Annotated in this window: 17 protein-coding genes; 11 read left to right on the forward strand and 6 right to left on the reverse strand. The window is 46.8% G+C overall.

What is annotated here, in order from left to right; all coding sequences use genetic code 11:
- The first annotated feature begins 142 nt into the window (after positions 1-142).
- Together ACO08K_RS20680 and ACO08K_RS20685 are read left to right on the forward strand one after the other, a co-directional pair.
- Positions 143-1,561, forward strand: coding sequence for a CotH kinase family protein (locus ACO08K_RS20680; RefSeq protein ID WP_421798370.1), 1,419 nt, complete (start codon positions 143-145; stop codon positions 1,559-1,561).
- A 371-nt stretch (positions 1,562-1,932) separates the two neighbouring features.
- Complete coding sequence (locus tag ACO08K_RS20685; RefSeq protein WP_421798371.1) at positions 1,933-3,453, forward strand: DUF1593 domain-containing protein; 1,521 nt, start codon at positions 1,933-1,935, stop codon at positions 3,451-3,453.
- A gap of 122 nt (positions 3,454-3,575) precedes the next feature.
- Here ACO08K_RS20685 and ACO08K_RS20690 read toward each other — a convergent pair whose 3' ends face one another.
- Positions 3,576-6,791: a glycoside hydrolase family 3 N-terminal domain-containing protein gene (locus ACO08K_RS20690; RefSeq protein ID WP_421798372.1), complete on the reverse strand. Its 3,216-nt coding sequence runs from the start codon at positions 6,789-6,791 to the stop codon at positions 3,576-3,578.
- A 266-nt stretch (positions 6,792-7,057) separates the two neighbouring features.
- Here ACO08K_RS20690 and ACO08K_RS20695 point away from each other — a divergent pair, with 266 nt between their 5' ends.
- From ACO08K_RS20695 to ACO08K_RS20705, 3 genes are read left to right on the forward strand one after another with little or no spacing between them, the layout of a single operon-like run.
- Positions 7,058-7,351, forward strand: coding sequence for a hypothetical protein (locus ACO08K_RS20695; RefSeq protein ID WP_421798373.1), 294 nt, complete (start codon positions 7,058-7,060; stop codon positions 7,349-7,351).
- Positions 7,352-7,361: 10 nt separating this feature from the next.
- Positions 7,362-7,724: a hypothetical protein gene (locus ACO08K_RS20700; RefSeq protein WP_421798374.1), complete on the forward strand. Its 363-nt coding sequence runs from the start codon at positions 7,362-7,364 to the stop codon at positions 7,722-7,724.
- Position 7,725: 1 nt separating this feature from the next.
- On the forward strand, positions 7,726-8,472 hold the full coding sequence (locus ACO08K_RS20705) for a hypothetical protein (RefSeq protein WP_421798375.1): 747 nt from the start codon (positions 7,726-7,728) through the stop codon (positions 8,470-8,472).
- Between the two features lie 376 nt (positions 8,473-8,848).
- Here the strand turns inward: ACO08K_RS20705 and ACO08K_RS20710 are convergent, their stop codons facing one another.
- Both ACO08K_RS20710 and ACO08K_RS20715 read right to left on the reverse strand, forming a co-directional pair.
- Complete coding sequence (locus tag ACO08K_RS20710) at positions 8,849-9,745, reverse strand: IS630 family transposase (protein WP_421798283.1); 897 nt, start codon at positions 9,743-9,745, stop codon at positions 8,849-8,851.
- 4 nt (positions 9,746-9,749) lie between these two features.
- A complete protein-coding gene (locus tag ACO08K_RS20715) occupies positions 9,750-10,049 on the reverse strand; it encodes a hypothetical protein (RefSeq protein ID WP_421795433.1) in 300 nt (99 codons plus the stop codon).
- A 735-nt stretch (positions 10,050-10,784) separates the two neighbouring features.
- On the opposite strand from ACO08K_RS20715, the gene ACO08K_RS20720 reads away from it, so the two are divergent.
- From ACO08K_RS20720 to ACO08K_RS20735, 4 genes are all read left to right on the forward strand, one after another.
- A complete protein-coding gene (locus ACO08K_RS20720; protein WP_421798376.1) occupies positions 10,785-12,941 on the forward strand; it encodes a TonB-dependent receptor in 2,157 nt (718 codons plus the stop codon).
- 58 nt (positions 12,942-12,999) lie between these two features.
- Positions 13,000-13,650 (forward strand): hypothetical protein, encoded by a 651-nt coding sequence (locus ACO08K_RS20725; RefSeq protein ID WP_421798377.1) that lies wholly within the window; start codon positions 13,000-13,002, stop codon positions 13,648-13,650.
- 149 nt (positions 13,651-13,799) lie between these two features.
- Complete coding sequence (locus ACO08K_RS20730; RefSeq protein WP_421798378.1) at positions 13,800-14,825, forward strand: sensor histidine kinase; 1,026 nt, start codon at positions 13,800-13,802, stop codon at positions 14,823-14,825.
- A complete protein-coding gene (locus ACO08K_RS20735; protein WP_421798379.1) occupies positions 14,822-15,607 on the forward strand; it encodes a LytR/AlgR family response regulator transcription factor in 786 nt (261 codons plus the stop codon). Before ACO08K_RS20730 ends, ACO08K_RS20735 begins: the two co-directional genes overlap by 4 nt.
- Before the next feature lie 93 nt (positions 15,608-15,700).
- Here the strand turns inward: ACO08K_RS20735 and ACO08K_RS20740 are convergent, their stop codons facing one another.
- The 3 genes from ACO08K_RS20740 to gyrA all read right to left on the reverse strand — a co-directional run bounded on the left by ACO08K_RS20740 (position 15,701) and on the right by gyrA (position 21,691).
- Entirely contained in the window at positions 15,701-17,506 is a 1,806-nt protein-coding gene (locus ACO08K_RS20740) for a serine hydrolase (protein ID WP_421798380.1), read from the reverse strand.
- A 189-nt stretch (positions 17,507-17,695) separates the two neighbouring features.
- Complete coding sequence (locus ACO08K_RS20745; RefSeq protein WP_421798381.1) at positions 17,696-19,012, reverse strand: hypothetical protein; 1,317 nt, start codon at positions 19,010-19,012, stop codon at positions 17,696-17,698.
- A gap of 177 nt (positions 19,013-19,189) precedes the next feature.
- Positions 19,190-21,691: a DNA gyrase subunit A gene (gene gyrA, locus ACO08K_RS20750; protein WP_421798382.1), complete on the reverse strand. Its 2,502-nt coding sequence runs from the start codon at positions 21,689-21,691 to the stop codon at positions 19,190-19,192.
- A 204-nt stretch (positions 21,692-21,895) separates the two neighbouring features.
- Between gyrA and ACO08K_RS20755 the strand changes: the two genes are divergently transcribed.
- Together ACO08K_RS20755 and ACO08K_RS20760 are read left to right on the forward strand one after the other, a co-directional pair.
- Positions 21,896-23,062, forward strand: a complete 1,167-nt coding sequence (locus ACO08K_RS20755; protein WP_421798383.1) for an AAA family ATPase — start codon at positions 21,896-21,898, stop codon at positions 23,060-23,062.
- Positions 23,049-24,290, forward strand: a complete 1,242-nt coding sequence (locus ACO08K_RS20760; protein WP_421798384.1) for a DUF2201 family putative metallopeptidase — start codon at positions 23,049-23,051, stop codon at positions 24,288-24,290. The genes ACO08K_RS20755 and ACO08K_RS20760 overlap by 14 nt, the downstream gene beginning before the upstream one ends.

Here is a 24,290-nt window from a genome sequence, read left to right on the forward strand (position 1 = left end):
GTGGAGAGGAAAAAATCACAGGCAGGAAATAAAAACACCCAAGTCTTTCGATTTTTCAATTTTTTAACACCAACTGAGTACAATACCCGGCACCCCGGCTTATCTATAAAATCATTCGTATACCATCTCAAGCTCGCAACCTATGAAGTACTCAGCATTTGCAACAGCCCTCTTTTTCGGCATACTCTTTCTGAACTCCTGTTCCAAAGACGCAGCCATTGACAACCCCGATCCTGATGTCGTCGAAGTAAACCCACAATCCTACAACGCTGATTGGACGGAGCTGACCCACGGAAATGTTACACCCGATTATGCCACCGCTTTTCCCCAATCCTCCGTCAACCAAATTGAAATCACCCTCGGGACCGATAAGTGGACGGCCATCCGCAACAACATGAAAGCGATTTACGGCTTCGACTTCGGTGCTAGGGCCAATGCGGGCGGAGGCATGGTGAATAGCGAATCGGAATATGTGGATGCAACCCTGAAATTCAACAACAAGACATGGAAAAACGTCGGTTTCCGCCTGAAAGGCAATTCTACCCTGAACCAGGCTTGGGGACAAGGCAACTACAAATTACCCTTCAGGTTGAATTTTGATAAATTCGAAGACGCCTACCCGGGCATCAAAAACCAACATTTTTACGGCTTTGAAGAGCTTACTTTTTCGCCAGGAGCCAAGGATCAATCCCTGATTCGGGAAAAAGTAGCGGCGGATATCTTTCGTTTGGCAGGGGTACCTGCGGCTCAGACCGCTTTTTACCGGGTCTACATCGACTTTGGCGCGGGTTTGAAATATTGTGGGGTGTATACTGCGGTGGAAATTCCCGAAGACAACATGGTCAAAAGCCAATACGGCGAGGAAAAAGGGAACGTGTACAAGCCGGAATCCCGTTTGGCTACTTTTATCCAGTCGGAATTTGAAAAGAAGAACAACGAAGAAACTCCAGACTATTCCGATGTGCAGGCCTTCATTTCTGCCTTAAACAACGGTTTGCGTACCAGCAACCCCGCGCAATGGCGGAGTGCCTTGGAACAAACCTTTAATGTGGACCAATACCTGAAATTCCTTGCCGTAAACAATGCCATTGTCAATTGGGATGCTTACGGAGCTATCGCGCACAACTACTATTTGTACAACCACACGACAAAAAAACTTTGCTGGATTCCCTGGGATCACAACGAAGCTTTGACGGGCAGTCCGGGGATTTCGGGTTCTTCCGGGACCACCAATGGAATGGGACGAAATGCCGTGTCTTTGAGCATGAGCGAGGTCGGTAGTACCTGGCCATTGTTGAAATTCGTTGCTGAAGATGCGACCTACATGGCCACCTACAAAATTTACCTTAAATCATTCAAAGACAACGTCTTTACGGAAAGTGCCATGAATGCCCTGTTTGACAAATACCACAACCTGATTTCTCCTTTTGTAGTAGGTGCCAATGGCGAACAGGGTGGCTATACCTATCTTACCAGCAGCACTTCTTTTACCAATGCATTGTCGGATTTAAAAACCCACGTGAGCAATCGCCGGACCTTGATCAGCACTTACGTACCATGAATCCTATTTTTAACTTCAATCAAACCGCTATGAAAAAGACTCCCAGCGTCGCGCTGCAAAAAATAAACCCGGAAGTGGTGTTGACCATTACTTTCCTTTTGATGATCTTGATTTTTATTGTAACCTTTTGACTGATAAATGTTTAAATGTTGTTTCATCGTTTTGTTTCAGGAGGGTCGCTAGGGATTAGCGACCCTTTTTTATTATCTATCAACTTGAACATTCAAGAACCCGGACATTCCATTGCTTTAAGGATGTACACTCGGTCATCTTTTCTTTTTGCTCAAGTTGTACCCATTGTGGGCCACGGCGAAAATTAATTGCTTTTGTATAGTTTTGTGAAGGTATATTTTTAACTATATCAGGCAAAAATGAAAACGAAGACATTATTGGGGCTTTTGATTGCACTGTTTTTGATTTTTGGAAATCAGCGTGCATTTGCACAAGTCAAATCCAGCACAAACAAAGTTCGTACCGTAGTAACCACCGATGGGGAAGTAGACGATATGGATTCATTCGTCCGGCTCTTGTTGTATGCCAATGAATTTAAGCTGGAGGGCTTGGTGTACAGCAGTTCCCAATGGCATTACAAAGGGGATGGCAAAGGCACCAAGTTTACCTCCGAGCTGGAAATGACTGCTAAACTCTACGGAGAAAGAACCGATTTGCGTTGGGTGGGCACCGACTGGATTCAAAAATTCCTGGATGATTACGAAAAAGTGCAGCCCAATTTGTCCAAACATGCAGCAGGTTATCCCTCAGCATCTGAACTGCGAAAATTGGTGAAAGTTGGCAATATCAATTTTGAAGGGGATATGGCTGAAGCTACCGAAGGATCCAATTGGATCAAAAACCTCCTGCTCGACAATAACCCACAACCCATTTACTTGCAAATCTGGGGTGGTGCCAACACAGTTGCCCGTGCGCTCAAATCCATCGAGGAAGAAAACAAAGGCAAAGCCAACTGGCCGGAGATTTATCAAAAGGTTTCGCAAAAAGCCATTTTATACAACATCCTCGATCAGGATGGGACCTACCAAAAATACATTAAGCCCAATTGGCCAGATATCCGCATGTACAACAATTTTAAACAGTTCTGGTGCCTGGCTTACCCCTGGCCACGGGTGGTACCTGCTGAGTTGCAGCCTTATTTGCGTGGTGAGTTCATGTACAAAAACATCATCCACAACCACGGCCCCCTTACTGCCAATTATTATTCCTGGGGTGACGGCAAACGGATAGCAGCAGACTCCGACCACATTCAAGGTACTCAGGAGGAAATGGCGAAACAAAAGATGACCCAATACGACTTTATCTCAGAGGGGGATTCGCCATCCTATTTCCAGTTGATTGATGTGGGTTTGATGAACCTGGACCATCCTGAATATGGAGGCTGGGGAGGCCGAATGGTGGTTTCAAAAAATAACCCCAAACATTGGGAAGATGGCAATGATGTCAAAGATTTTAACCCATTTACCCAAAAAGACGATACGGCTTTCCCGCAAACCCGCTGGATTGATGCCCTACAACTGGATTTCGCCGCCAGAGCAGGTTGGTGTGTGAAATCTTATGCTGATGCCAATCATCCGCCAGTAATCAGTGTCAAAGGAGGCAATTTCCTGAAGGTCAAGCCTGGGGCAAGCATCAAATTGAAGGCCATGGCCAGTGACCCTGATAAAGATGCTGTGCAATTCAAATTCTGGAATTACCTGGAAGCTGGAACCTGCCCGGATCGGGCCAATGTTGTTGAACAAGAGAAGGGAAATGCTACGGTTGTGGTGCCTTCAACTGCCAAAAAAGGAGATACGATTCATATTATTGTGGAAGGAAAAGATGGGGGTAGCCCAGCCTTGATTCGCTACCAACGCGTGATCCTGGAGGTTCAACCCTAAGGTGTTTCTCAAGTGCCTAAGGTTTCTGAGGTGGTGAAGAAAAATGTGCTCTTCGCGCTTGCGCGCAAGAGCTTTTATTGAACCACCTCAGAAACTTTAGGCACCTTAGAGTCACCTTAGGATTACTTAATGCTTTTGTAAATCGCATCTCCGATTCCCGTCCGAATGTTCAAACTACTCACCTTTCCATTGTCCCGGGTTGGATATACCCGGTTGCACAAGAACACATACACCGTTTGTGTCTTCGGGTCGATCCAGGTAAATGGCCCAGTAAAACCGGAATGCCCATAACTATCAGGTGATGCCAAACGTGGCCCATTGCTGACGCTGGGATTCAAATCCAGTTTGTCAAAAGCAATGCCCCGGCGGTTGTTCAATTCCGGGAACTGGTAGCGAGTGCAGGAATCCACCACTTCGGGCTTTATGAATTGTTTACCGCCGTAATACCCTTTTTGCAGGTACAGTTGCATCAGTTTCATCAAGTCGTTGGCAGAGCCGAACAAACCCGCATGCCCGGATACCCCATTCAACTGTGCGGCAGCCTCATCGTGTACGCGCCCATGTACGAGGGTATTGCGGAAAAGGGAATCAACCTCGGTAGGTGCAATGCGGCTTTTGTCGTAAAAACGCAGCGGATTGTAAGTCAGGGTATTGGCACCAATTTCGTGATAGGTCTGTTTCAGGAAGCTTTCCCACTCCATACCTGCAATCCGCCCCATCATGGTGGGGTAAAGCATGTAGTGCAAATCGCTGTACACATAGCCCTGTTCGGGTTTGATGGGCGATTTTTTGATGGCCTCAAAAATGCTTTGCTCGTAGTCTTTGCGCAGGTAGAGGTTTTCGGTGAGTTGGATGGGGTATTCCTCTGAGTGTGTTTCGGAATAAATGCCTGGTTTCCAGGTTTTGGAGGAGGCATTGAAGCATTCTTTCCACATGCCCTTGTCCGTCCGGATGGCGGTAAGAATTTTTCGATCCAGTTTCTTTTTGCCACCAAACAGGCGTTGGAAAAAGTTCAGGCGCAGTTGTGCCGCATATTTGTCCCGGTAAGCCTGGCTGTTTTTGACCGTTTGCACCGAATCAATGTCGGAAGTCCAAAAAGGAATAAAAGCACGAAGCCCAGCCCGATGGGTCAACATATTGCGGAAGGTCAAGTTGGCCTTGTTGGAGTTGGCAAATTCAGGGTAATAATCCGCAAAGGTTTTGTCCAGGTCAAATTTGCCAGCACTCATCAACTCCATTACGGCCAAAGCGGAGGTACTGATTTTGGTGACGGAGGCCAGGTCGTAAAGGTCATTGAGTTGCACTTCCCCATTGCTGGCCCCTTTGCCATTGGAAAGGACGGAACCAGTATTGTTGTTGAGCAGCACCTTTTCGTCCATCACATCGTTTTTGTTGCTGGCCTGAAAACTAATACCCTGAGTGATGGTACTACGGGCTTTGGTGGCGTCTTCGTAAGTATGGAAGCCGTAATTTTTCTGGTAAATGACCCGGCCTTCTTTGGCAATTTGCACCACTGCACCGGGGTAAGCTTTTTCGCGGAGCCCCAGGTTGATGATTGAGTCAACCCGGCCAATCAATTCCTTGCTGCTGATCCCAACCATTTCCGGGATGCCATAAGACAAACGCCCAAGGGCTTGGCTGGAAAGGCCCATGGCCAGGGGGAATTTTTCATTGACCGTCACGGGCAATTTACCCTTGAATGGGATGGCTCCAAACACTGCCTGTGCCGCTGCTTCTTCCAGGTAATTGGTGAATTGGTAAGCCATGACCACTGCCCTGGCGTTGTCCAATGCCGGGATTTTATCCAAAGTATAAGGGTTGCCAAAAAGTACAACGATGCCCTTGCCACTCCCGCACAAAACGTTCAAGGCTTTAAGGTTGCTCTCGGTGATGCCGTACTTGGCCCCCGGGCGGATGTTTTGCAGGTGCACCCCAATTACCAGGAGATCGTGGTTTTGGGTCGCTTTTTGTACGTTTAAAATGCTGGTATCGTTCGCATTGATGGGGATCAAAAAATGGTCGACGTTGGTGTAGTTGCTTGCCATTTTTTGGAAAGCCGTGGTTTGGCTGGCGTCGATGGAGACCACCGCAATTTTTTGGGTCAAATCGCGGATGGGCAGGGCCTCGTTTTGGTTTTTGATCAAAGTCAGGGCTGCTTCGGCCATTTGCCGGTTCAACAGATCAGATTCGATGGTATTCAGGTCCTGGATCAGGTTTTTGAGCTGGATGGGTCGGTATTTGTCGAGCCCAACCCAGGACTTGGCCATCAAAATGCGGCGTACCCTTTGGTTCAGGTCAGCCTCTTTCAACAATCCATCAGCAATGGCTTTTTTGATGGCCCTAAAAGCATTGGGCACATCTTCAAAAGTCTCGATCAGCTCATTTCCGGCCAATACCGCTTTCACCAGCGCTTCCCCATTGGGGTAATACTTCACTGCCCCCTGCATGTCCATGGCATCGGTGAACACCAGACCCTGGAAGCCGAGGTCTTTTCGCAGCAAGTCCGTCACAATGCGGGAGGATAGGGTAGAAGCCAGATTTTTGGTGGAATCCAGCGCTGGAATGCTCAGGTGGGCGGTCATGACGCCGGAAAGGCCATTGTTGATCAGTTCCCGGTAGGGGTAAAGCTCCAACTCCTGCAATTGTTGTTTGTTTTTGCTGATCAGGGGCAAGTCGTAGTGGGAGTCTACTCCGGTATCCCCGTGACCAGGGAAGTGTTTGGCGCTGGCCAAAATGCGTTGGCTTTGCATGCCGCGCATGTAGGCAAGGGCCTTGCGGGTTACATTGTATTTGTCTTCGCCAAAGGAGCGGAAATTGATGACCGGGTTGTTGGGGTTGTTGTTGATGTCCACTACGGGGGCGTAGTTGACGTGGACGCCCATCCGTTTGCACTGGCGGCCAATCTCGCGACCCATGGCTTCAACGAGTGCTTCATTGTACTCCATGGCACCCAGCGTCATTTGGTAAGGAAAACGCACGGTGCTGTCCAGACGCATGGCCAGGCCCCATTCCAGGTCCTCGCCGATCAACATGGGGATTTTGGAGGCGGCCTGGAGCTCGTTGGTGATGCGGGCTTGTACGCTGGGTTGTCCGGCAAAAAATACGATGCCACCCAGGTGGTATTCCTTTACCCAGTTCATCAGCTTTTGAGGGTCATAACCCCTGCCGCTGGTATTGCCGCGGGGCATGAACAATTGACCGATTTTTTGGTCGAGGCTCATGGTAGCAAGGGTGCTATCCACCCAGCGGGCATTGTGGACGCTAAGGAATTCGGGGGCTTTTTGGGCGAAAAGTACGCTAGCCAGCAACAGGCAGCCAATGCTCAGGATAATGCGCATGATGGATGAGTGATTTGGTTTTCAAAAATGGTGGGGTGGTCTTTTGTAGAGATAACTATTTGCTGGCGATAAATTATATGATCTCGGCCAAAACTAGTGATTTTTTATGATTTGACCTTAAAACTTTATGATTGGCCACTATGATAAAACCAGCGACTTTTTGCCTACTTGAGGCACAAAAAAGTGTCTGAATACATATCAAGAGGCGATGAGAAAGGGTACCTTTGTTCGCCGGATTGTTTTTACCTAAAACCAAACAAATAGCCATGTCCAGAAGGATCAAATGCCCCGCATGCCAGACCTGGAATGAAGATCGGGACTATTGCAGCAACTGCAATGAGCTACTCAGCCACGAACTGAAAATGGAACAAGCGCGTGAAAAACTGCGCGAGGAAGAAAAGCAGCGCCCATTGACCCAATTCAACAATTACCTGAAGCGATTGAAGGACTCCGACGCACCGATCGACAAGGTGAAATTTACCATCTTGAACTCTGCCTGGTGGATTTTTTTAATCGTTGTTACGGCTATGATTGCCTTGGTGGCACTTGCACCGGGGTAATGGGCTAGATATGATGCGACGTTATCCCTTGTTGCGCTTTTTGCTGGCTTTATACGTGGTGCACCTGGTTTTGAAGTTTGGCCAGGTGCCTGTGCCCTTGTTTTTTAGCCATTATTTTGCCGATTTGTTGTGTATGCCGCTATTGCTTTCCAGTGCTGTGTTGTTTATGCGTTGGCTCAAAGCAGATGCGGGCTTGTACCTGAGTGGGGCGATGATTTTGGTTGCGACCTTGTATGTAAGTTTGGTTTTTGAATACGTACTTCCATTGTTTTTTCAACGTTATACAGCTGATGTTTGGGATGTGGGCATGTATGGAGTAGGAGGGGGGCTGTTTTTTGTTTTTCAGAAATATTTTTTACCAAGAGATTTATAAGATGCACAAAATATACATCCTGGCTGAAGACCAAGATTTCCCATTGCTTAGCCAGCTAAAATTGGCCTTGGTACAAATAGAAGGTGGTAGAATAGACGCTGACTCAAATTTTGTTTATCGGGGCAAAAATTATGGCTTCTGTTTTGCCCAAGATCTTCACCAGAGATTTATTCACGTCGAATTAAGTACGCATGAAAGCCATGAAGACCTCTGTGCGATTGCCTGGCAGATTTATGTGCATTTAACTCGTGCAAAAATTGGGGTTGAAAGTGGTTATTGGTACTATACAATGCTCAATGAAGATGGATTTAACGCTTATTCCAGGTTGTTTGAAAAAAGAGCTTTTTCCAAACTTGATTTCTCTAGTTTTATTGAAAAACCATTTGTTCTCAAGCCTTTTTACCTTAATTATGACCCTTTAAATAGTTATGGATCATATGCGCTGCGGGCAAAAAAAGGGCAATTTGATGGTGCGCTTGATTTTTGGGTTAATGCAATTAAAAAGGCTTTAGCTGATCGAAAAGATTTAAATGCTGACCTGTCTGGCGGGAGTTATAATCCAGTTGACTTCGAATTATTAGAAACCCTAAGTGTTGCCGCGTGTTGCCCAATTTCTTCAGTTCTGGAGCCAACAACCTTTATTTCTGCAATGGAAATGAGTCATGAAATTAGAGAGAAGAGCTGGTCCAATTGGTTTTTTGTGGAAACTACGAATGAATACCTTTTAGTCGATTTATGTTGCCCGTGACGGGAAATGAGTACAAAAGAGGCGAAATTGCATATCCAGTTTTTGCTCAAAACGAAATTTGATTCCGATTTAATGTACTTCTCGCCATGCATGCCACTGTACATTTTTGTTTTTCAGACGCGGAGGGTTTGAATAGCCCCAGGCTGATGAAGTTTTTAAAATAAAGCGTTCCTAAATGAGCCGAAAATTGAGAAAAGCTGGCAGCTACAAAAGATGGTTTATTTCCAAGGTTCCGATCTGACAATTTAAAACCTCCAGGCTTCAGCCTGCAAGGGATTGAATAGCCCCAGGCTTCAGCCTGCAAGGGATTGAATAGCCCCAGGCTTCAGCCTGGGGATTACGGTAATCGCTCTCTTTTGGGCTTATGAAGTTTTCTTTAAAAAGCGTTCTTTGACATATTGGAACTAACATCAGCGAAAGGGCGATAAAAAGGCGACTGTAAAGCCCTTAGGCCCACATATTGAAGCAAAGGCTGGTTTTGATGACCAGGTTGTGCAAACCATTGTTCGACTTTAATTTTCAATGCATCCCATTGATCGACCAGGCGATGATTGTGCAAAAGATCTTGCTTGAGCCATCGCCACATTTTTTCAATGGGATTGAGCCAAGAAGCATAAGTGGGCAAAAACAACAATTGAACGGGTAAATTTTTACCCTTGAACTTTGCTTTAGGCTTGAGATGTTGCCATGATTTGGGTAAAATTATGGGGAATGGAGATTGCTGAGGAGCTAAAGCAGCAAGGACGTCGGGGTGAAAATGAACCGGCCAATTATCCAGGATGACCCAAATGGTTTTTTGAGGATGCTTCAGGGTGAGTTCCTCAAAAAATTGAATGATGGTGGGTACCTTGATTTTATGACGAATCAAATAGTGGGTTTGGCCCGTTAGTCCATTTAAAGCGCCACAGATTCTGAACGTTTTATTGGAATAATGACCTAATCTACACAAGGGTTGCTTTTGCGAAGCTGGACTCCAGTCATAGCCAATCGTGGGCTGGAGATATACGGTGAGCTGATCCAAGAAATAAATTTCCTGCTCTCCAGGATTATGGCTTCGGATTTGCTGTAGCAGGTACTCTACTTTGGCCTGATAAGCTGGATCAGGGCTATGTACATATTGGCGTGCTCGTAAATGGCGAACCCCAATTTTTTTGAGTACTTGCCACACTCCACCCAGGGAGTAGTCCTTAAATGCCTCGATCTTTTCCCTCAATGCCTTTAGCGTCCACCGACTTTGATCTAAACCAAAGTTAGTTGGACTTTGACCTACCACCAACTCAACCTGGGTTTGTAGTTGTGGGGGGCTTAGAGGGGGAAAACCCAGGCTTACGACCGCGGCCTGCCTTTTGTTCTAAGCCTTTGATGCCTCCTGCTTTGTAGCGAACCACCCAGTCATAGACCGTGTTCTTGCGCCGACGTCGCAGTAAGCCTTTGTTTGCAACTTCGTTGCCAAAGGAACCAGACGCAATTTGTAAAATGGCACTCGCTCGCTCTCGAAGATAGGGCTTGGGTGAACGTTTCAAGAGGCCTTCCAAGGCTTCTTTTTCCCCTTCGCTCAAGGTTAGATAGATTCTCATCTCTCCTCTTTTTGATGCTAAGTTACCAATATTTCAAAGATCGTTTTTTACGAAAAACTTCATTAGCCCAACTCTTTAAATGCCTTATGAATATTGGGCTAAAGCCCAGATCGGGGGGCATTACGCCAACCCCAGGCTAAAGCCAGGGGCTATTCAATCATTATTCAGGCTGAAGCCTGGAGGTTTTCGATTATTTTCAATGCTGATGGAGTTTTTGAAATATAGCGTTCCTAAATGAGCCAGAAATTGAGAAAAGCTGGCAGTTCCAAAAGACCGTTTATTTCTAAAAACTCCATTAGCCTGGGGACTATGGCAATCGCTCTCTTGTGGGCTTTAGCCCAAGATTTTGGCTTTATGAATATTGGGCTAAAGCCCGAATTTGATGGCATTCCTCTAACCCCAGGCTAAAGCCAGGGGCTATTCAACCATTATTCAGGCTAAAGCCTGGAGGTTTTCGATTATCTTTCAAGCTGATGAAGTTTTTAAAATAAAGCGTCCCTAAATGAGCCTGAAATTGAAAAATGCTGGCAGCTACAAAAGATCGTTTATTTCAAAAAACTTCATTAGCCAGGGGCAATTTATGTCCTATGTGCAAAATTCCGACTAGTATTGCTTCACTCCCGAGTTCCCACAGCTCAGTTGACTCCTTCTACACTTCAGTTCATTATTTTTTCAAGATAACAGCTCACCCTGCATCTTTGTAGCGTTCAACCCAAGTTCGTTGAACCTACTGCCATGAAAAAGGGATTACTCAGTGTCGTATTTGGTCTATTTTGTTTGTTGGTGCAAGCTCAAAGTATCACCATCAAGGGCTCCGTTAAAAGCAGCACGGGTGAAAACATCATCGGTGCCAACATTGTCCTGCTGGGCACTTACGATGGCGCTTCTTCCGATCTTGATGGCCAATTCAGTTTCAGCACTGAGGAAAAGGGGAAACAGGTTTTACAAATCACTTACATCGGTTTTGATACCCTCAGTATGCCACTGGAGTTGAATGGTCAAAATCTGGAGTTCAACCTCAAACTCAAAGAAACCGTCAACGAACTCAATGCGGTGACCATCGTAGCAGGGGTATTTGAAGCCAGCGATACCAAAAAAAGTGTCGTCCTCAAATCGGTCGACATTGCCCTGACCGCGGGCGCAGTGGCCGACATCACCGGAGCGATGCTGACCTTGCCCGGAACAGTGCGCAATCAGGAAAGTGGACAACTCTTGGTGCGGGGTGGCGCGGCCTATGAAACCCGCACCCTGATTGACGGCCTATATGTCCAAAACGCCTACAACAGCACCACTGGAAACCTACCTGCCCGCAATCGTTTTTCGCCCTTTATGTTCAAGGGCATGATGTTCAGTTCGGGGGGCTATTCGGCGGAATACGGCCAGGCTTTGTCTTCGGCCCTGATACTCAACAGCAGCGATGTAGCAACTCAAAACACCACCGGAATTCAATTGCTGTCAGTGGGCGGCGGCCTATCCCAACAAAAAAGCTGGGGCAAAAGCTCTTTGAGTGCCAGCGGTACCTATAGCAACCTCAGTCCCTATTTTAAACTGATCAAACAGAATTTCGACTGGAAACAAGCACCAGAATCGGGTAATGTCGAACTCAATTTTAAAACCAAAACCAGTTCAACGGGCATCTTCAAATTTTACGCCACCGGGTTGAGCAATGGCTTCAACATGAACGTGGCGGTGGACGGTGATGAAAAGCAAAAAATGCCCCTCAAACTGAGCAGCGAAAACCTGTACCTCAACACCTCTTACCGCGATGTGGTATTTAAAGATTGGACACTCTTTGTTGGTAGCGCCTATACCTGGAACCGCGATAAAATCCGCCAAAACTTTCAACTCAGTACTCTGCAACAATCAGCTCAAACCCGCTTCACCTTAACCAAATCCTACAGCGAAGCGGTTAAACTCAAATTTGGCGCCGAACACATTTGGAGCGTTTTTGATGAAAATTACACCTCAGGCGAAACCTTCAAAACCCTGCATAAGGACAATTACCTGGCCGCTTTTGCTGAAAGTGACCTCAAGTTTAGCGAAAAATGGCTGGCCAGAGTGGGCGTTCGGGCAGAACATTCCAGCCTGCTGGGGCGAGGCAATGTGGCCCCCCGCTTGTCCACTGCCTACATTTTAGGCAAAGGAGAACAATTGGCTTTTTCCTTTGGCCAGTTTTACCAAACTCCCGAGCATACTCAAATGCGCCGTAGCACCGCGGTAGGATTTGAACAGGCCGACCACTACATATTGACCTATCAAAAACAGGTGGAAGGCTACGTGTTTCGGGTGGAAGGCTATTACAAAAACTACCACAATTTGCTCAAAACAACTGCGGAATTGCCCCAAAATACAGGCTACGGCTATGCCCGGGGCATCGATTTGTTTTGGCGGGACTCCAAAAGCATCAAAAATGGCGATTATTACGTGTCGTATAGTTTTTTGGATACGGAGCGCAATTACCGGGATTTTCCGGTACAGGCCACGCCTTATTTTGCGGCCAAGCACAATTTTGCGGTAGTTTACAAACATTGGATCCATGAGTTGAACACCATGTTGAGCACTACATACGCCTTCCAATCGGGGCGACCTTACAATGATCCGAATAACTCGGTGTTCAATGGTAGCCGAACACCGGTATTTCAGGACTTGAGTGTGACCGTGTCTTACATCACCAATTTCAAGGACAATTTCACTGTGGTTTACCTGGCCGCCAATAATGTTCCCGGTTTTCGGCAGGTATCGGGTTATCGTTTTGCCAGTACGCCGGATGAGCAGGGGCGTTTTTCGGGTTCGCCGGTTTTACCCCCAGCCAAACGATTCATTTTCCTGGGTTTGATCATGACCATTGGGGAAAAATTCGTGAAAAACCAGGGCAATAATGATGACCTGTAGGGGCAACCCTATGTGGGTGCCCTTGAAAAAAATCAATCAATTGAAAAACCATATCACCATGAAAAATCTCGCATTTTTTCTAATCACCTTTTCCCTTTGCATCACTAGCCTGAGCGGCCAAAACGAAAAATTCCAAATGGCCATGGGTAAAGCGCTTGGCCAGATGTCGGCAGCCAAAGGGCCTGAAGACCTAAAAAACACCGCCAATACCTTTTCCCGCATTGCCAGCGCCGAGGCAGCCGAGTGGTTGCCCCAATACTACGCTGCACTCACCCACCTGTGGGCTGGATACAGCATCATGGAAAGCAACATGGCCGAGGCGCAGGCATTGGCCAAAACGGCCTTGAGTGAAATCCAGGCCGGTCAAAAAATTGCTCCAAACGAATCAGAATTGGTAGCCCTGGAAGCCTTTGCCTATCAGCTCCAATTGTTGGAAGACCCCATGACCAAAGGGGCTGAAATGAGCGGGAAAATTTTTGCCACCCTGGGAAAAGCCGAGTCTTTAAATCCCGCCAATCCCAGAGTTTATTATCTTCGGGGCAATTTCACGCTCAATATGCCCGAGTTTTTTGGTGGCGGCCCGGCCAAGGCTTCGCCCGATTTACAAAAGGCAGTAGCGGCTTATGCAGCGTTTAAACCAGCGTCTCCATTCCATCCGACCTGGGGTGCGGAAGAGGCTGGGGAACTGGCGGAGAAAGTGAAAAGATAAATTAGGAGTTGAGAAGTTGAGAAGTTGAGAAGTTGAGGCTACCGCAGCGACTTAGATGTCAACACTGTCTAAGTCGCTGCGGTAGCCTCAACTTCTCAACTCCTCAACTCCTCAACTTCTCAACTCCTCAACTTCTCAACTCCTCAATCGTGAAATACCTCAAAGAATTCATCTTGGTCTTCATCATCCTTGGCGGCTTCCTCAGCGGCCTGGAATTACTTTTTGACGATGAAAGGAGCCTGTGGGTTTTTTTTCGGCAATGGATCATGAACGGCACGGGAAGCGTATTGATGTGGAGTGGAAACTCCTATTTGGCCGATGCCCTGAGTATTCATTTTCCCTGGACAAAAAATTCCACAACACGCTTGATCGTCACGGTGCTGGCTACAATTGTTTACACTTTTGTAGCCTGGCTGATTTTGGTGTGGCTATCCAGCGTGTTGTACCCCTGGGTGTTCAGCTGGGATGGACTCAAGCATGAAATTGTACACGGATCATTTTTCGTCACATTGATCATCACCGTCCTGGTCTCAGCTTTTATGCACGGACGAGGCTTTTTGTTGGCCTGGAAAGAAACCCTGATTGAGGCAGAACAGCTGAAAAAAGAACAAATGGCGGCGCGTTACGAAGCCCTTAAGAACCAGGTCAATCCCCATTTTTTATTCAACAATTTCAATGTACTGGCTACTTTGGTACACAAAGACGCAGACCTGGCTGAACGTTTCATCAAACAATTGGCCAATGTATATCGCTACGTACTCGACAGCCGGGAAAAGGAAGTGGTCTCCCTGGAAGAAGAGTTGAAACAGCTGGAAGCTTATGTATTTTTGATGAAAATTCGCTTTGGAGAGAGTTTGAAGATTGAGATTGATCCGGCATTGAGCCAAATTGAGGGTAAAAAATTGGCACCACTGACTTTACAAATGTTGGTTGAGAATGCTTTGAAACACAATGAAGCTTCCAAATCCCATCCATTGTCGATTGAAGTCTTTTTGGAAAATGAGGACTATGTGGTAGTGCGCAACAAATTGCAAGCCAAATTGAACGTGGGAGAATCCACCGGTGTAGGCTTGGAGAACATCAGTGCACGCTACAAGTTTTTGAGTGATCACCCTGTAATTACCACCGAAGAAGCTGGTCTTTTTACCGTTAAAATCCCTTTGATCCACGCATGAGAGTAGTAATTGTTGAAGACGAAGAGCTGGCTGCCGAAGGATTGATCCAGGCTTTGCAACGCATTGAAAAAGATGTGGAGGTACTGGCCGTTTTGGACTCGGTGCGGGAAGCAGTAAGTTGGTTCAGCGAAAATGACCGCCCTGATCTAGCTTTTTTCGACATTCAATTGGCAGATGGACTGAGTTTTTCCATTTTTGAACAATGTACCATCACTTGTCCGATCATTTTCACTACTGCCTACGATGAGTATGCCCTACGCGCCTTTAAAGTCAACAGCATTGATTATTTGCTGAAACCTTTTGAGCTGACCGACCTGCAAAAGGCGCTGGAAAAATGGCGTTTGTTAAAGGCTGATTCCCCATCGATTGTGCCAATTCCCGATGCTGAAATGATGCGCTTACTGATGCAACAAATGAGCAGCCAAATCCGTCAGCCAACCTATAAAACCCGCTTCATGGTTAAAATAGGGGATCACTTGCACAGCATCAATAGCGCTGAAATCGACTACTTGTACAGCGAAAACAAAATTGTCTGGCTGCGGCATCAGAATGGCCGCAAATACCTGATTGACTATACCTTGGAGCAATTGGAAGATGTACTCGATCCAACCAATTTTTACCGCATCAACCGCAAGTACATCATCTCGATTGGGGCCATTAAATCGGTGGCTAGCTACACCAATAGTCGACTGAAAGTACTGCTGAATGAGCCCCCGGACAAGGAGGATGTGTTGATCAGTCGGGAAAAGGTGGAGGCGTTTAAGGGATGGTTGGGACGATAGGCAGGTGCTTTTTTTAGCCACAAAGGCACCAAGACACGAAGCGAGTTTCTCTTTTCTCCTTTGTGTCTTGGTGCCTTCGTGGCCAAAAAACAACTACTTCCGCTTTGCCGTAAACTTCCCATTCGGCTGATCAAAAGTAGCACTTACAATTTTACCATTTTCCTCCGCAAAAACAAGTTGGTAACCTTTGGCGATTTTCAGATCGAATTTGAGGGGGGCAACTGGCACTAGTTCGTAATCAGTTTGCCCAGGCACATTGACATATAAAACATCGCCTTTCAGGAAGCATTTTATCGGAGTACCCATCAAATCATATTCTCCAACAAATTTTTGCAAGTCATTTTGGGTCGTTTTTAAAGCTTCATTGAACCTTTCGAAACGGATGGGTTTCACCCCTGCCTGTAACTCAATCTCCAGCGCTTCAACGTCGCCCCGCAAATTGCTCAATACGGCAAAATTGATGGATTGATCGTTGGCCTTTTCCAATGTCGCTGAAAAAATGTCGTAGTGGTAGTGGCTGATTCCAAGCTCAATTTCATTGAATTTTCCAGTTAAAGTATCCCCACTGGCAATGATTTCAAAAATGCCGTAAGCTTCATTTTTGTATTTGCCAACGTAATCAGCCATTGGGTGGCTGGGTTTGGTGCCTTTTTTGCGGCTGTCTTGAACTTTTTGGGCGGCTTCTTCACCTGCTTTAAGCGCTTTTTTGAGGGCAGTCAGTTGTTTGTCGCTCCAATCCACCATGGATAAGCCCAGCAACTTGTCGGCAACATAATTGCGCACCACTCCGGGTAGCCCCGTTCCATTCATGTTGGTCAAAACGATGATGCCCAAAGAATCCCGCGGATAAAGCGCTACGTTAGCTGAAAAACCATCGATATTCCCACCGTGTTCATGGCGAAGGTGCCCCCGGTAATCCGTGATGAACCAACCCATACCGTATAAATTGTGAAAAGAGTAATAGCTGGAATCCAGTTCAGTGGAGACAATGCTGCGCGGTTTAAACAACTCCTTGTGCAGCTCTGGCGACAATAAGGTTTGCCCTTCATACTTGCCATTACGCAGCAACATGGTCACCCATTTGGCCATTTCATTGGGGCTGGAATTGATGGAACCTGCTGGGCCCATGGCATCGATGTTGCGGAAATCCAGTTTTTTAACCTTGCCCATCGGTTTGTCTTCCCAACCATAGGGTAGGGCATAGTCGGCGCTTTTTTGCATGTCCTTCACCGAAAAATTACTTTCCTTCATGCCCAAAGGGCCCAGTATTTTGGCTTTGGTATAAGCCTCCCAGGGTTGACCCGACAATTTTTCGATCAAATAACCGGCAGTCATGAACATAAAGTTGTTGTACTGCCACTGTTGCCGAAAACTCACCGTGGGTTCAAACAAACGAATGGCTTGATACAATTCCTCCCGGTTGCGGGTCGAACCATACCAGACCAAATCATGGCGAGGCAAGCCCGATACATGGCTGAGCATATCAATGGGCGTCAACTTTTCACCTGCATATTCGTCTTGAAGTTTGAAGTCGGGGAGATAAGTCTTAAGTGGGCTGCCCAAATTCAATTTGCCATCCTGAGCCAATTGGCACACACCGAAGGAGGTAAACGCTTTGGTGCAAGAGCCGATTGCAAACTGTGTGTTAGCAGAAACCGGTGTTTTTTGCGCTACATCTTTATACCCAAAACCCTTAGCGTAAATGACCTGACCATTGCGTACCACAGCTAACCCAATTCCTGGAACCTGCCAGTCATTGCGGGCTTTTTCTATGTAGGTTTCAATGTCCTTGAAGGGATCTGTAACGACGGCTACTTTTGCCTTTTTTTGTGCGAATACCGCAGAAGGTGTAAAGGCCAGATTGCAAAAAAGAAGGAGAATAAAGGAGAGGGCTTTCATACAATACATTTTGGTTTAGGCTAAATAAGCAAGAATGCACTTATTCAACAAATATAATCCCAAAAAGTATTGCAGAAAAAATAGAGAGAGGATGGAGAAGCAGAGGCAAAAAGAAATGAAAATCAGGGGTGAGTGTTTGAGGTTTTCGGAATCCCACCCTTTTTCAGGCAGGATTCCGAAAATCGTTGCTTACTGCTGGTAGTAAGATTTTTCATTCTTACCTCCGCCTTGGATTACATCCAGACGACGCTTAAACTCTTTGGAAGCCTCCAAATCGTTTTTCTTAGCGTGGATTTCTTTCAAGGCAATCAAGGTGTTGGTATCGTTTGGATCCAGTGCTTCAGCGCGTTTGAAAAATGGCAGTGCCTTTTCAAACTGGGCAAACACTTCATCCTTCATTTCCTTGTATTTCTTCAAACCTTCTTTGGAATAATCGTTTTCCAAAGTGTTCATTTTTTGCGTGGTTACCGCAGCTTTGTTGTAGTACAATGCACCCACACTGTATACCGCATCAACGTTTTTAGGGTCTTTTGCCAAAGCCTGGTTGTAATAATCCAGCGCTGCGTTGAAGTATTCTTCTCCTTTTGCTTTATCACCACCTGCATCCATTTTTTGGTACAGGTTGTCAAAAACACTGCCCAAAACGGTGTACAAAGAAACGTTGTTTGGTTCTTTGGCAATGGCTGCTTTCAGTTTGTCAATCAACACATCTAGTTTACCCAATTTCAGGTGGTGGTTGATGTCGGCGAAAAGCAGGCTGATTTCGTCAGGGTAGCGTTGGCGACCTTCTTCGAGGTATTTGTAGGCTGCATTTACGTCTTTTTCGGCGTTCAGCGTATACAAACTTTCGTAAATGGCTGCCTTGTCGTATTTGGCTGCATACAATTTCTCCAACAATGGCTTGGCTACATCATTTTTCTCTGCCAACTGTGCAGCAGTTGCAGTCAGGAAAACGGCGTAGTTGTATGAATCTTCAGTTTCCAGAATACTTTTGGTTGCATTCTTTTTCAGGTCCTCATGAGAGGCGAGCAGGTAGTTGAAGTTTTCATAAGCCAGTTTGTACTTTTGATCTTCAAAAGCCATCCGACCAAAGTTGTCCAAATTACCCTGTACGGCTTGTAAGCCTGCAAGAATATCTTTGGTTTCAAACTTTTTGGTCACCAATGGTAAGGCTTTGGTGTAAGCAGTGTAGGCCTCAATTGCTGGAGCTTCAGCCTGAGGCAGTTCTTCCAGTTTACCCAAACCAGTGGATTTGATTTGGAGCACTTGGGAAGCAATTTCATTGTAAATTTTGCCTTTGGTTACCCAGGCATCCAAAATGGCCTGGTTTTCGGCAGTACCCATTGCTTTGTCGATGGCTTCTTTGGCTTCTTTCAGTTTGGGCTTGTTGTTAAAAGCATCCAGCGTGAAAGTATTGTAAGCTTTTTTTGCATCTTTATAGTCCTGTGCATTTACCGTAGAGAGGACCAGTAGGAATGACAGAGCCAGGAAAAACTGTTTTTTCATGTTAAAGATGATTTTGATTGAATAAAGTCACTGTTATGACGCAAATGTTCCCCCATGGAACGGTTGATTGAGCTAATGTAGGGATATTTAACAAAAACTTAAAGGTATTTCCATGGTTTCAGGATTCCAGAGTTCCAGTATTTACTGACTAATACCCTGAAATCCCACCATTGGAGCTTATTCGGTTACTACGGTTTCAAGCACTTCACCTTCTTCACCTTCTTCGCCGTTTTCATGTTTGACCACAGTTACATCTGCAATGTCGTCGTCGTCGTCCAAACGGATGACCCTTACACCTTGAGTGGCGCGGCCCATTACCCGCATTTCGTTAACAGCCATCCGAATGATGATGCCAGAGCGATTGGTGATCATGAGGTCATCTTCGTCCTTTACAGACTTGATCGCCACCAGATTTCCGGTTTTATCTGTAACCTGCATGGTTTTAACCCCTTTGCCACCCCGGTTGGTCAGGCGGTATTCATCCACTTCGGAACGTTTGCCATTGCCTTTTTCGGATACCACCAGAATGGTCGATTCCTTGTCATCGGGAGCGATACAAACCATACCTACTACGGCATCCTGATCCTCATCGGATAAAGTCATGCCCCGTACCCCGGCAGCACTACGGCCCATGGAGCGTACGGCAGATTCGTTGAAGCGTACGGCATAACCCCGGCGACTGGCCAGGAATACTTCGTGGCTGCCACTGGTCAGGCGGGCTTCCAGCAAATGGTCACCTTCGTTGATCGTGATGGCATTGATGCCTCCGGCGCGTGGGCGGGAGAAAGCTTCGACCGGTGTTTTTTTGATTACCCCGTGTTCAGTACAGAACATAATGAAGTGGTTGTCCACAAACTCCTTGTCTACCAAACTTTCAATGATGATGAAGGCTTTGACCTTATCTTCTTTCGGGATCGCCAAAATATTCTGGATGGCTCGACCCGTCGCATTTTTCGCTGCTTCGGGAATTTCGTAACCTTTTAACCAATAGCAACGTCCTGCGGAAGTAAACAACAGCAGGTAGTGGTGAGTATTTGTCACGAACATGTGCTCGATGAAGTCTTCGTCACGGGTTTTACTACCCCGTGAGCCTCTTCCACCACGGCTTTGCTGACGGAATTCAGAAACGGGAGTACGTTTGATGTAACCAAGGTGGGAAATGGTGATCACCACTTCTTCTTCCTTGATCATGTCCTCCATGTTGATTTCGCCGTCGGCAGCTTCAATGGCCGTACGGCGGGCGTCGCCAAAGTTAGCTTTGATTTCGGTCAGCTCCTCCTTAATGATCGAACGACGCAGTTCATCGCTGTCCAAGATCGAATTCAAATAATCGATCAGCTTTTTAATCTCCTCGTATTCGTTGCGCACTTTATCGCGTTCCAGGCCAGTCAGACGCTGCAAACGCATGTCGAGAATGGCCTTGGACTGAATTTCGGAGAGCCCAAAACTGCTCATTAAGCCATCCCGTGCTTCATCCACTGTACGTGATGCGCGAATCAGGGCGATGACTGCATCCAGGTGATCCAAGGCAATCAGCAGACCTTCCAGGATATGGGCGCGTTCTTCCGCTTTGCGCAAATCAAAACGGGTGCGGCGAATCACCACTTCCAAACGGAACTTGATGAACTCCTCAATCATGTCCTTGATGTTGAGCGTATAAGGACGCCCATCCACCAGAGCCACGTTGTTGATGCCGTAAGAACTTTGCAGCGGAGTGTATTTGTAGAGTTGGCTGAGCACCACCTTGGCGATGGCGTCGCGTTTAACCTCCACTACAACCCGAATCCCCTCACGGTTGGATTCATTGGAAATAGCGGAAATGCCGTCGATGCGCTTGTCATTGACCAGCTCGGCAATTTTTTCTTCGAGGGAAGAAATATTGACCTGATAAGGTACTTCAGTAATGATGATCTGCTCTTTGCCGGTGCGGGTGGTTTCAATTTCCACCTTACCCCGTAAAACAACCCGGCCACGACCAGTACGGAAACCATCCCGAATGCCCGACATGCCATAAATGATGCCCCCAGTAGGGAAATCGGGTGCCAGGATGTACTTCATCAGGTCATCAATAGTGATCTCTGGATCGTCAATGGTAGCAATGACCCCGTCGATGACTTCGCTGAGGTTGTGTGGCATCATGTTGGTGGCCATCCCGACCGCAATACCCGTAGCACCGTTCACCAAAAGATTGGGGAAACGAGTCGGCATCACGGTGGGTTCCTGAAGGGTATCGTCAAAGTTGTTGGCAAAATCTACGGTTTCCTTGTCAATGTCCGCCAACATCTCATCCGTGATCTTCCGCATCCGGGCTTCGGTATAACGCATGGCCGCTGGGCCATCACCGTCAATGTTGCCAAAGTTCCCCTGGGGGTCGATCAAAGGGTAACGCAAGGACCAATCCTGGGCCATCCGCACCATGGTATCGTACACAGAAGTGTCACCGTGGGGGTGGTACTTACCGAGTACTTCCCCTACAATACGGGCTGATTTTTTGTGCGCTTTGTTGTAGGTGACACCCAGTTCGGACATCCCGTACATGACCCGGCGTTGCACGGGTTTAAGGCCATCCCGAACATCTGGCAAAGCACGTGAAACGATCACCGACATCGAATAATCGATGTAGGCAGACTTCATTTCGTCTTCAATGTTTACGGGAATTATGCGCTGATCTAGAGGCATGCAAAATGTGATTTTAAAAAATGCTTTTGAGCAAAAAAAAATGGTAGGCAAAGATACGGTTTTTTTTGAGACCAAGACGCTTTAAGGACATAAAAGAAATGCAAAAACGAGGATAAAAGCTTATTTTTTTCAGTATTTAACAAACACAATGCTACCAGCTTCTTCATTCGTTTTTCTACCTTTAGCGCGCTAAATTTTTGTTTTATGACAACTTTGCCTAGTGGAGCTCAATCCCTTTTAATTGCCTTGAATACGCCTGGACCAAAAGGTTTGATTGGTATCCCGGTTTTGCTTTGGGGGCGGCCTGGAGTTGGCAAGTCCAGCTTTATTGAGGGTTTGGCCTCGGATGATTGGAAAGTATTGACCATCATTGCCTCCATTCATGATCCTACAGATTTTTCGGGTCTGCCTATTTATGAACAAGGTGGAGTTCATTATGTGGCACCTTCCTGGATCGATTCTTTCGTGGATCACCCAAATGGGATTTTGTTCCTTGATGAACTCAGTACTTGTCCACCTTCGGTACAAGCGGCTTTGTTAAGGGTGATTTTTGAACGCCGGGTTGGATTTAAACCATTGCCTGAGCATGTTCGTATTGTGGCAGCAGCCAACCCACCGGACTTGATGGTGGGAGGTTGGGAATTGAGCCCTCCGATGCGCAACCGCTTCGTTCATCTGGATTGGGATATTGCTGCTGATTTATTTGTTCGGGCCTTGGCTGAAGGGTGGCAAAATGCAGTGCTTCCAGAGGTAGACCCCGTTTTACATCAAAAAGTATTACCTGCCTGGAAAGATAAAATAGCTGCTTTTTTGAAAATTTCGCCCGACGCCCTTCACGGTGATCCCGGTAAAGAAAATCGAGGTTACGCCAGTCCGCGTAGTTGGGAGTATGTCATTCATTTATTGGCAAGTTGTGAAGTATTGGGCCTGCCACCCAACCTGGAACTGATGATGGGCTGCCTGGGTGAAGGCATTGCAATCGCCCTGGCGGAGTACCTTAATTCCTTGAAACAACCCGACCCAAAAGCTGTATTGAGCAAACAAATCCAGATTAAATTGAGTGAATTTAACGATGGCGAAATATTTGTGCTTTTTAATGGCATGGAAAGGGTGCTGCAAGACCCTGGAGAAAAGGCCAATTTTTTAACTTATGCCGATACTTTTTTGAACCTGACTCAACAACTAACACGAGATGGCAAGCGTGATGTCGTTTTTGTCAGTTTACAACGCTTGGCAAAAGCAGGTTTTTTAACCAAAGTCATCACCCAGGCACGCATAGAAGCGCCCAACCGATACACTGATTACATGAACAAAATTACCCAACTCTTTACGGATGAGGGTTTAGTAGAATTCATCGATGTCCTCACCTAAAGTAACACAAGTAGAGGCCGATTTGCGGCTGGCCAGAGCCTATGCAGTTAAACACCTGCCCTGGTTTGCTCCTGCTTTATTTCGGTGCAGGATGATCGTGACGCCCCTGGTGCCGGTCGCAGCCATCGATATTCACTACAATGTTTATTGGAATCCAGATGCTGTACAACTTATGCTCAACAGTACCAGCGAGCGCAAACGGGCCTTGGAGGAGTTGGCCTTTATTTGGATTCATGAAATCTGCCATGTTTTGCGGGACCATTCAGCTCGAGCCTCCAACCTTGGGGCAGAGCCTGTTCGCTGGAATTGTGCAGCTGACCTGGAAATCAACGACAGCGATTGGCCAGGAACCCGACATCCCACTTTATTCCCACCCTTGTTACCTCAAGATTATCAATTGCCAGTAGGTAAAACTGCGGAGTGGTATTACAAACAAGAGGCAATGGAAAAAGAAATGAGCGAAAGTTGGGATGATGGGAGTGCTGTGCACGGGCATTCCCGCCCCTGGGAAGGTTTGGATGCTGGGAGGCAGACGATACCAGAAATAGGCAGGACCATTATTAAACGGGACGTAGCCCGACAAATGAGGCAACACATGCCAGGCCGTTTGCCAGGAGGCTGGGAAATGTGGGTAGAGCACACCTTGGAGCCAAAAGTGGATTGGCGACAAATTTTACGCAAACGACTCGCGACTGCCATAGCGGTGGGCATGGGTAGCCGCATCGACTATTCCTACCTTCAGCCCAATCGTCGTGCCAGTATTTTTGCACCGATTGTATTGCCAAGTCTGACTGGTTCCCAGAGCCATCAGCTCGCTGTAGTGGTAGATACCTCCGGGAGTATGTCCGGCCAGCCATTGGAGCAAGCTGTCGCTGAATTGTATGGTATCTTGCGACAGGTACACCAACAGGTTAATCTTATTCCTTGTGATGCTGAAAGTTTCGAACCCATTCTTTTGCGCTCAGCAGCGGACTTGCGCAGGTTGTTGCAGCTGCCTGGAGGGGGCGGAACCAATATGATCCGGGGCATAGAAGCATCCCTTGGCCTGAATCCCAGTCCAGATGCCATTCTGGTATTGACCGATGGATATACACCCTATCCATACGAACGTTATGCGATTCCGGTGGTATTTGGTATCATTGGGTATGATGTTTTGCAATCATCCTGTAGGCCACCGAACCCACCCTGGGGAGGGGATGCAGTTGTGTTTATTGATCTGAATCATTGA

Source organism: Haliscomenobacter sp. (assembly GCF_965225875.1).
Taxonomy (GTDB): Bacteria; Bacteroidota; Bacteroidia; order Chitinophagales; family Saprospiraceae; genus Haliscomenobacter.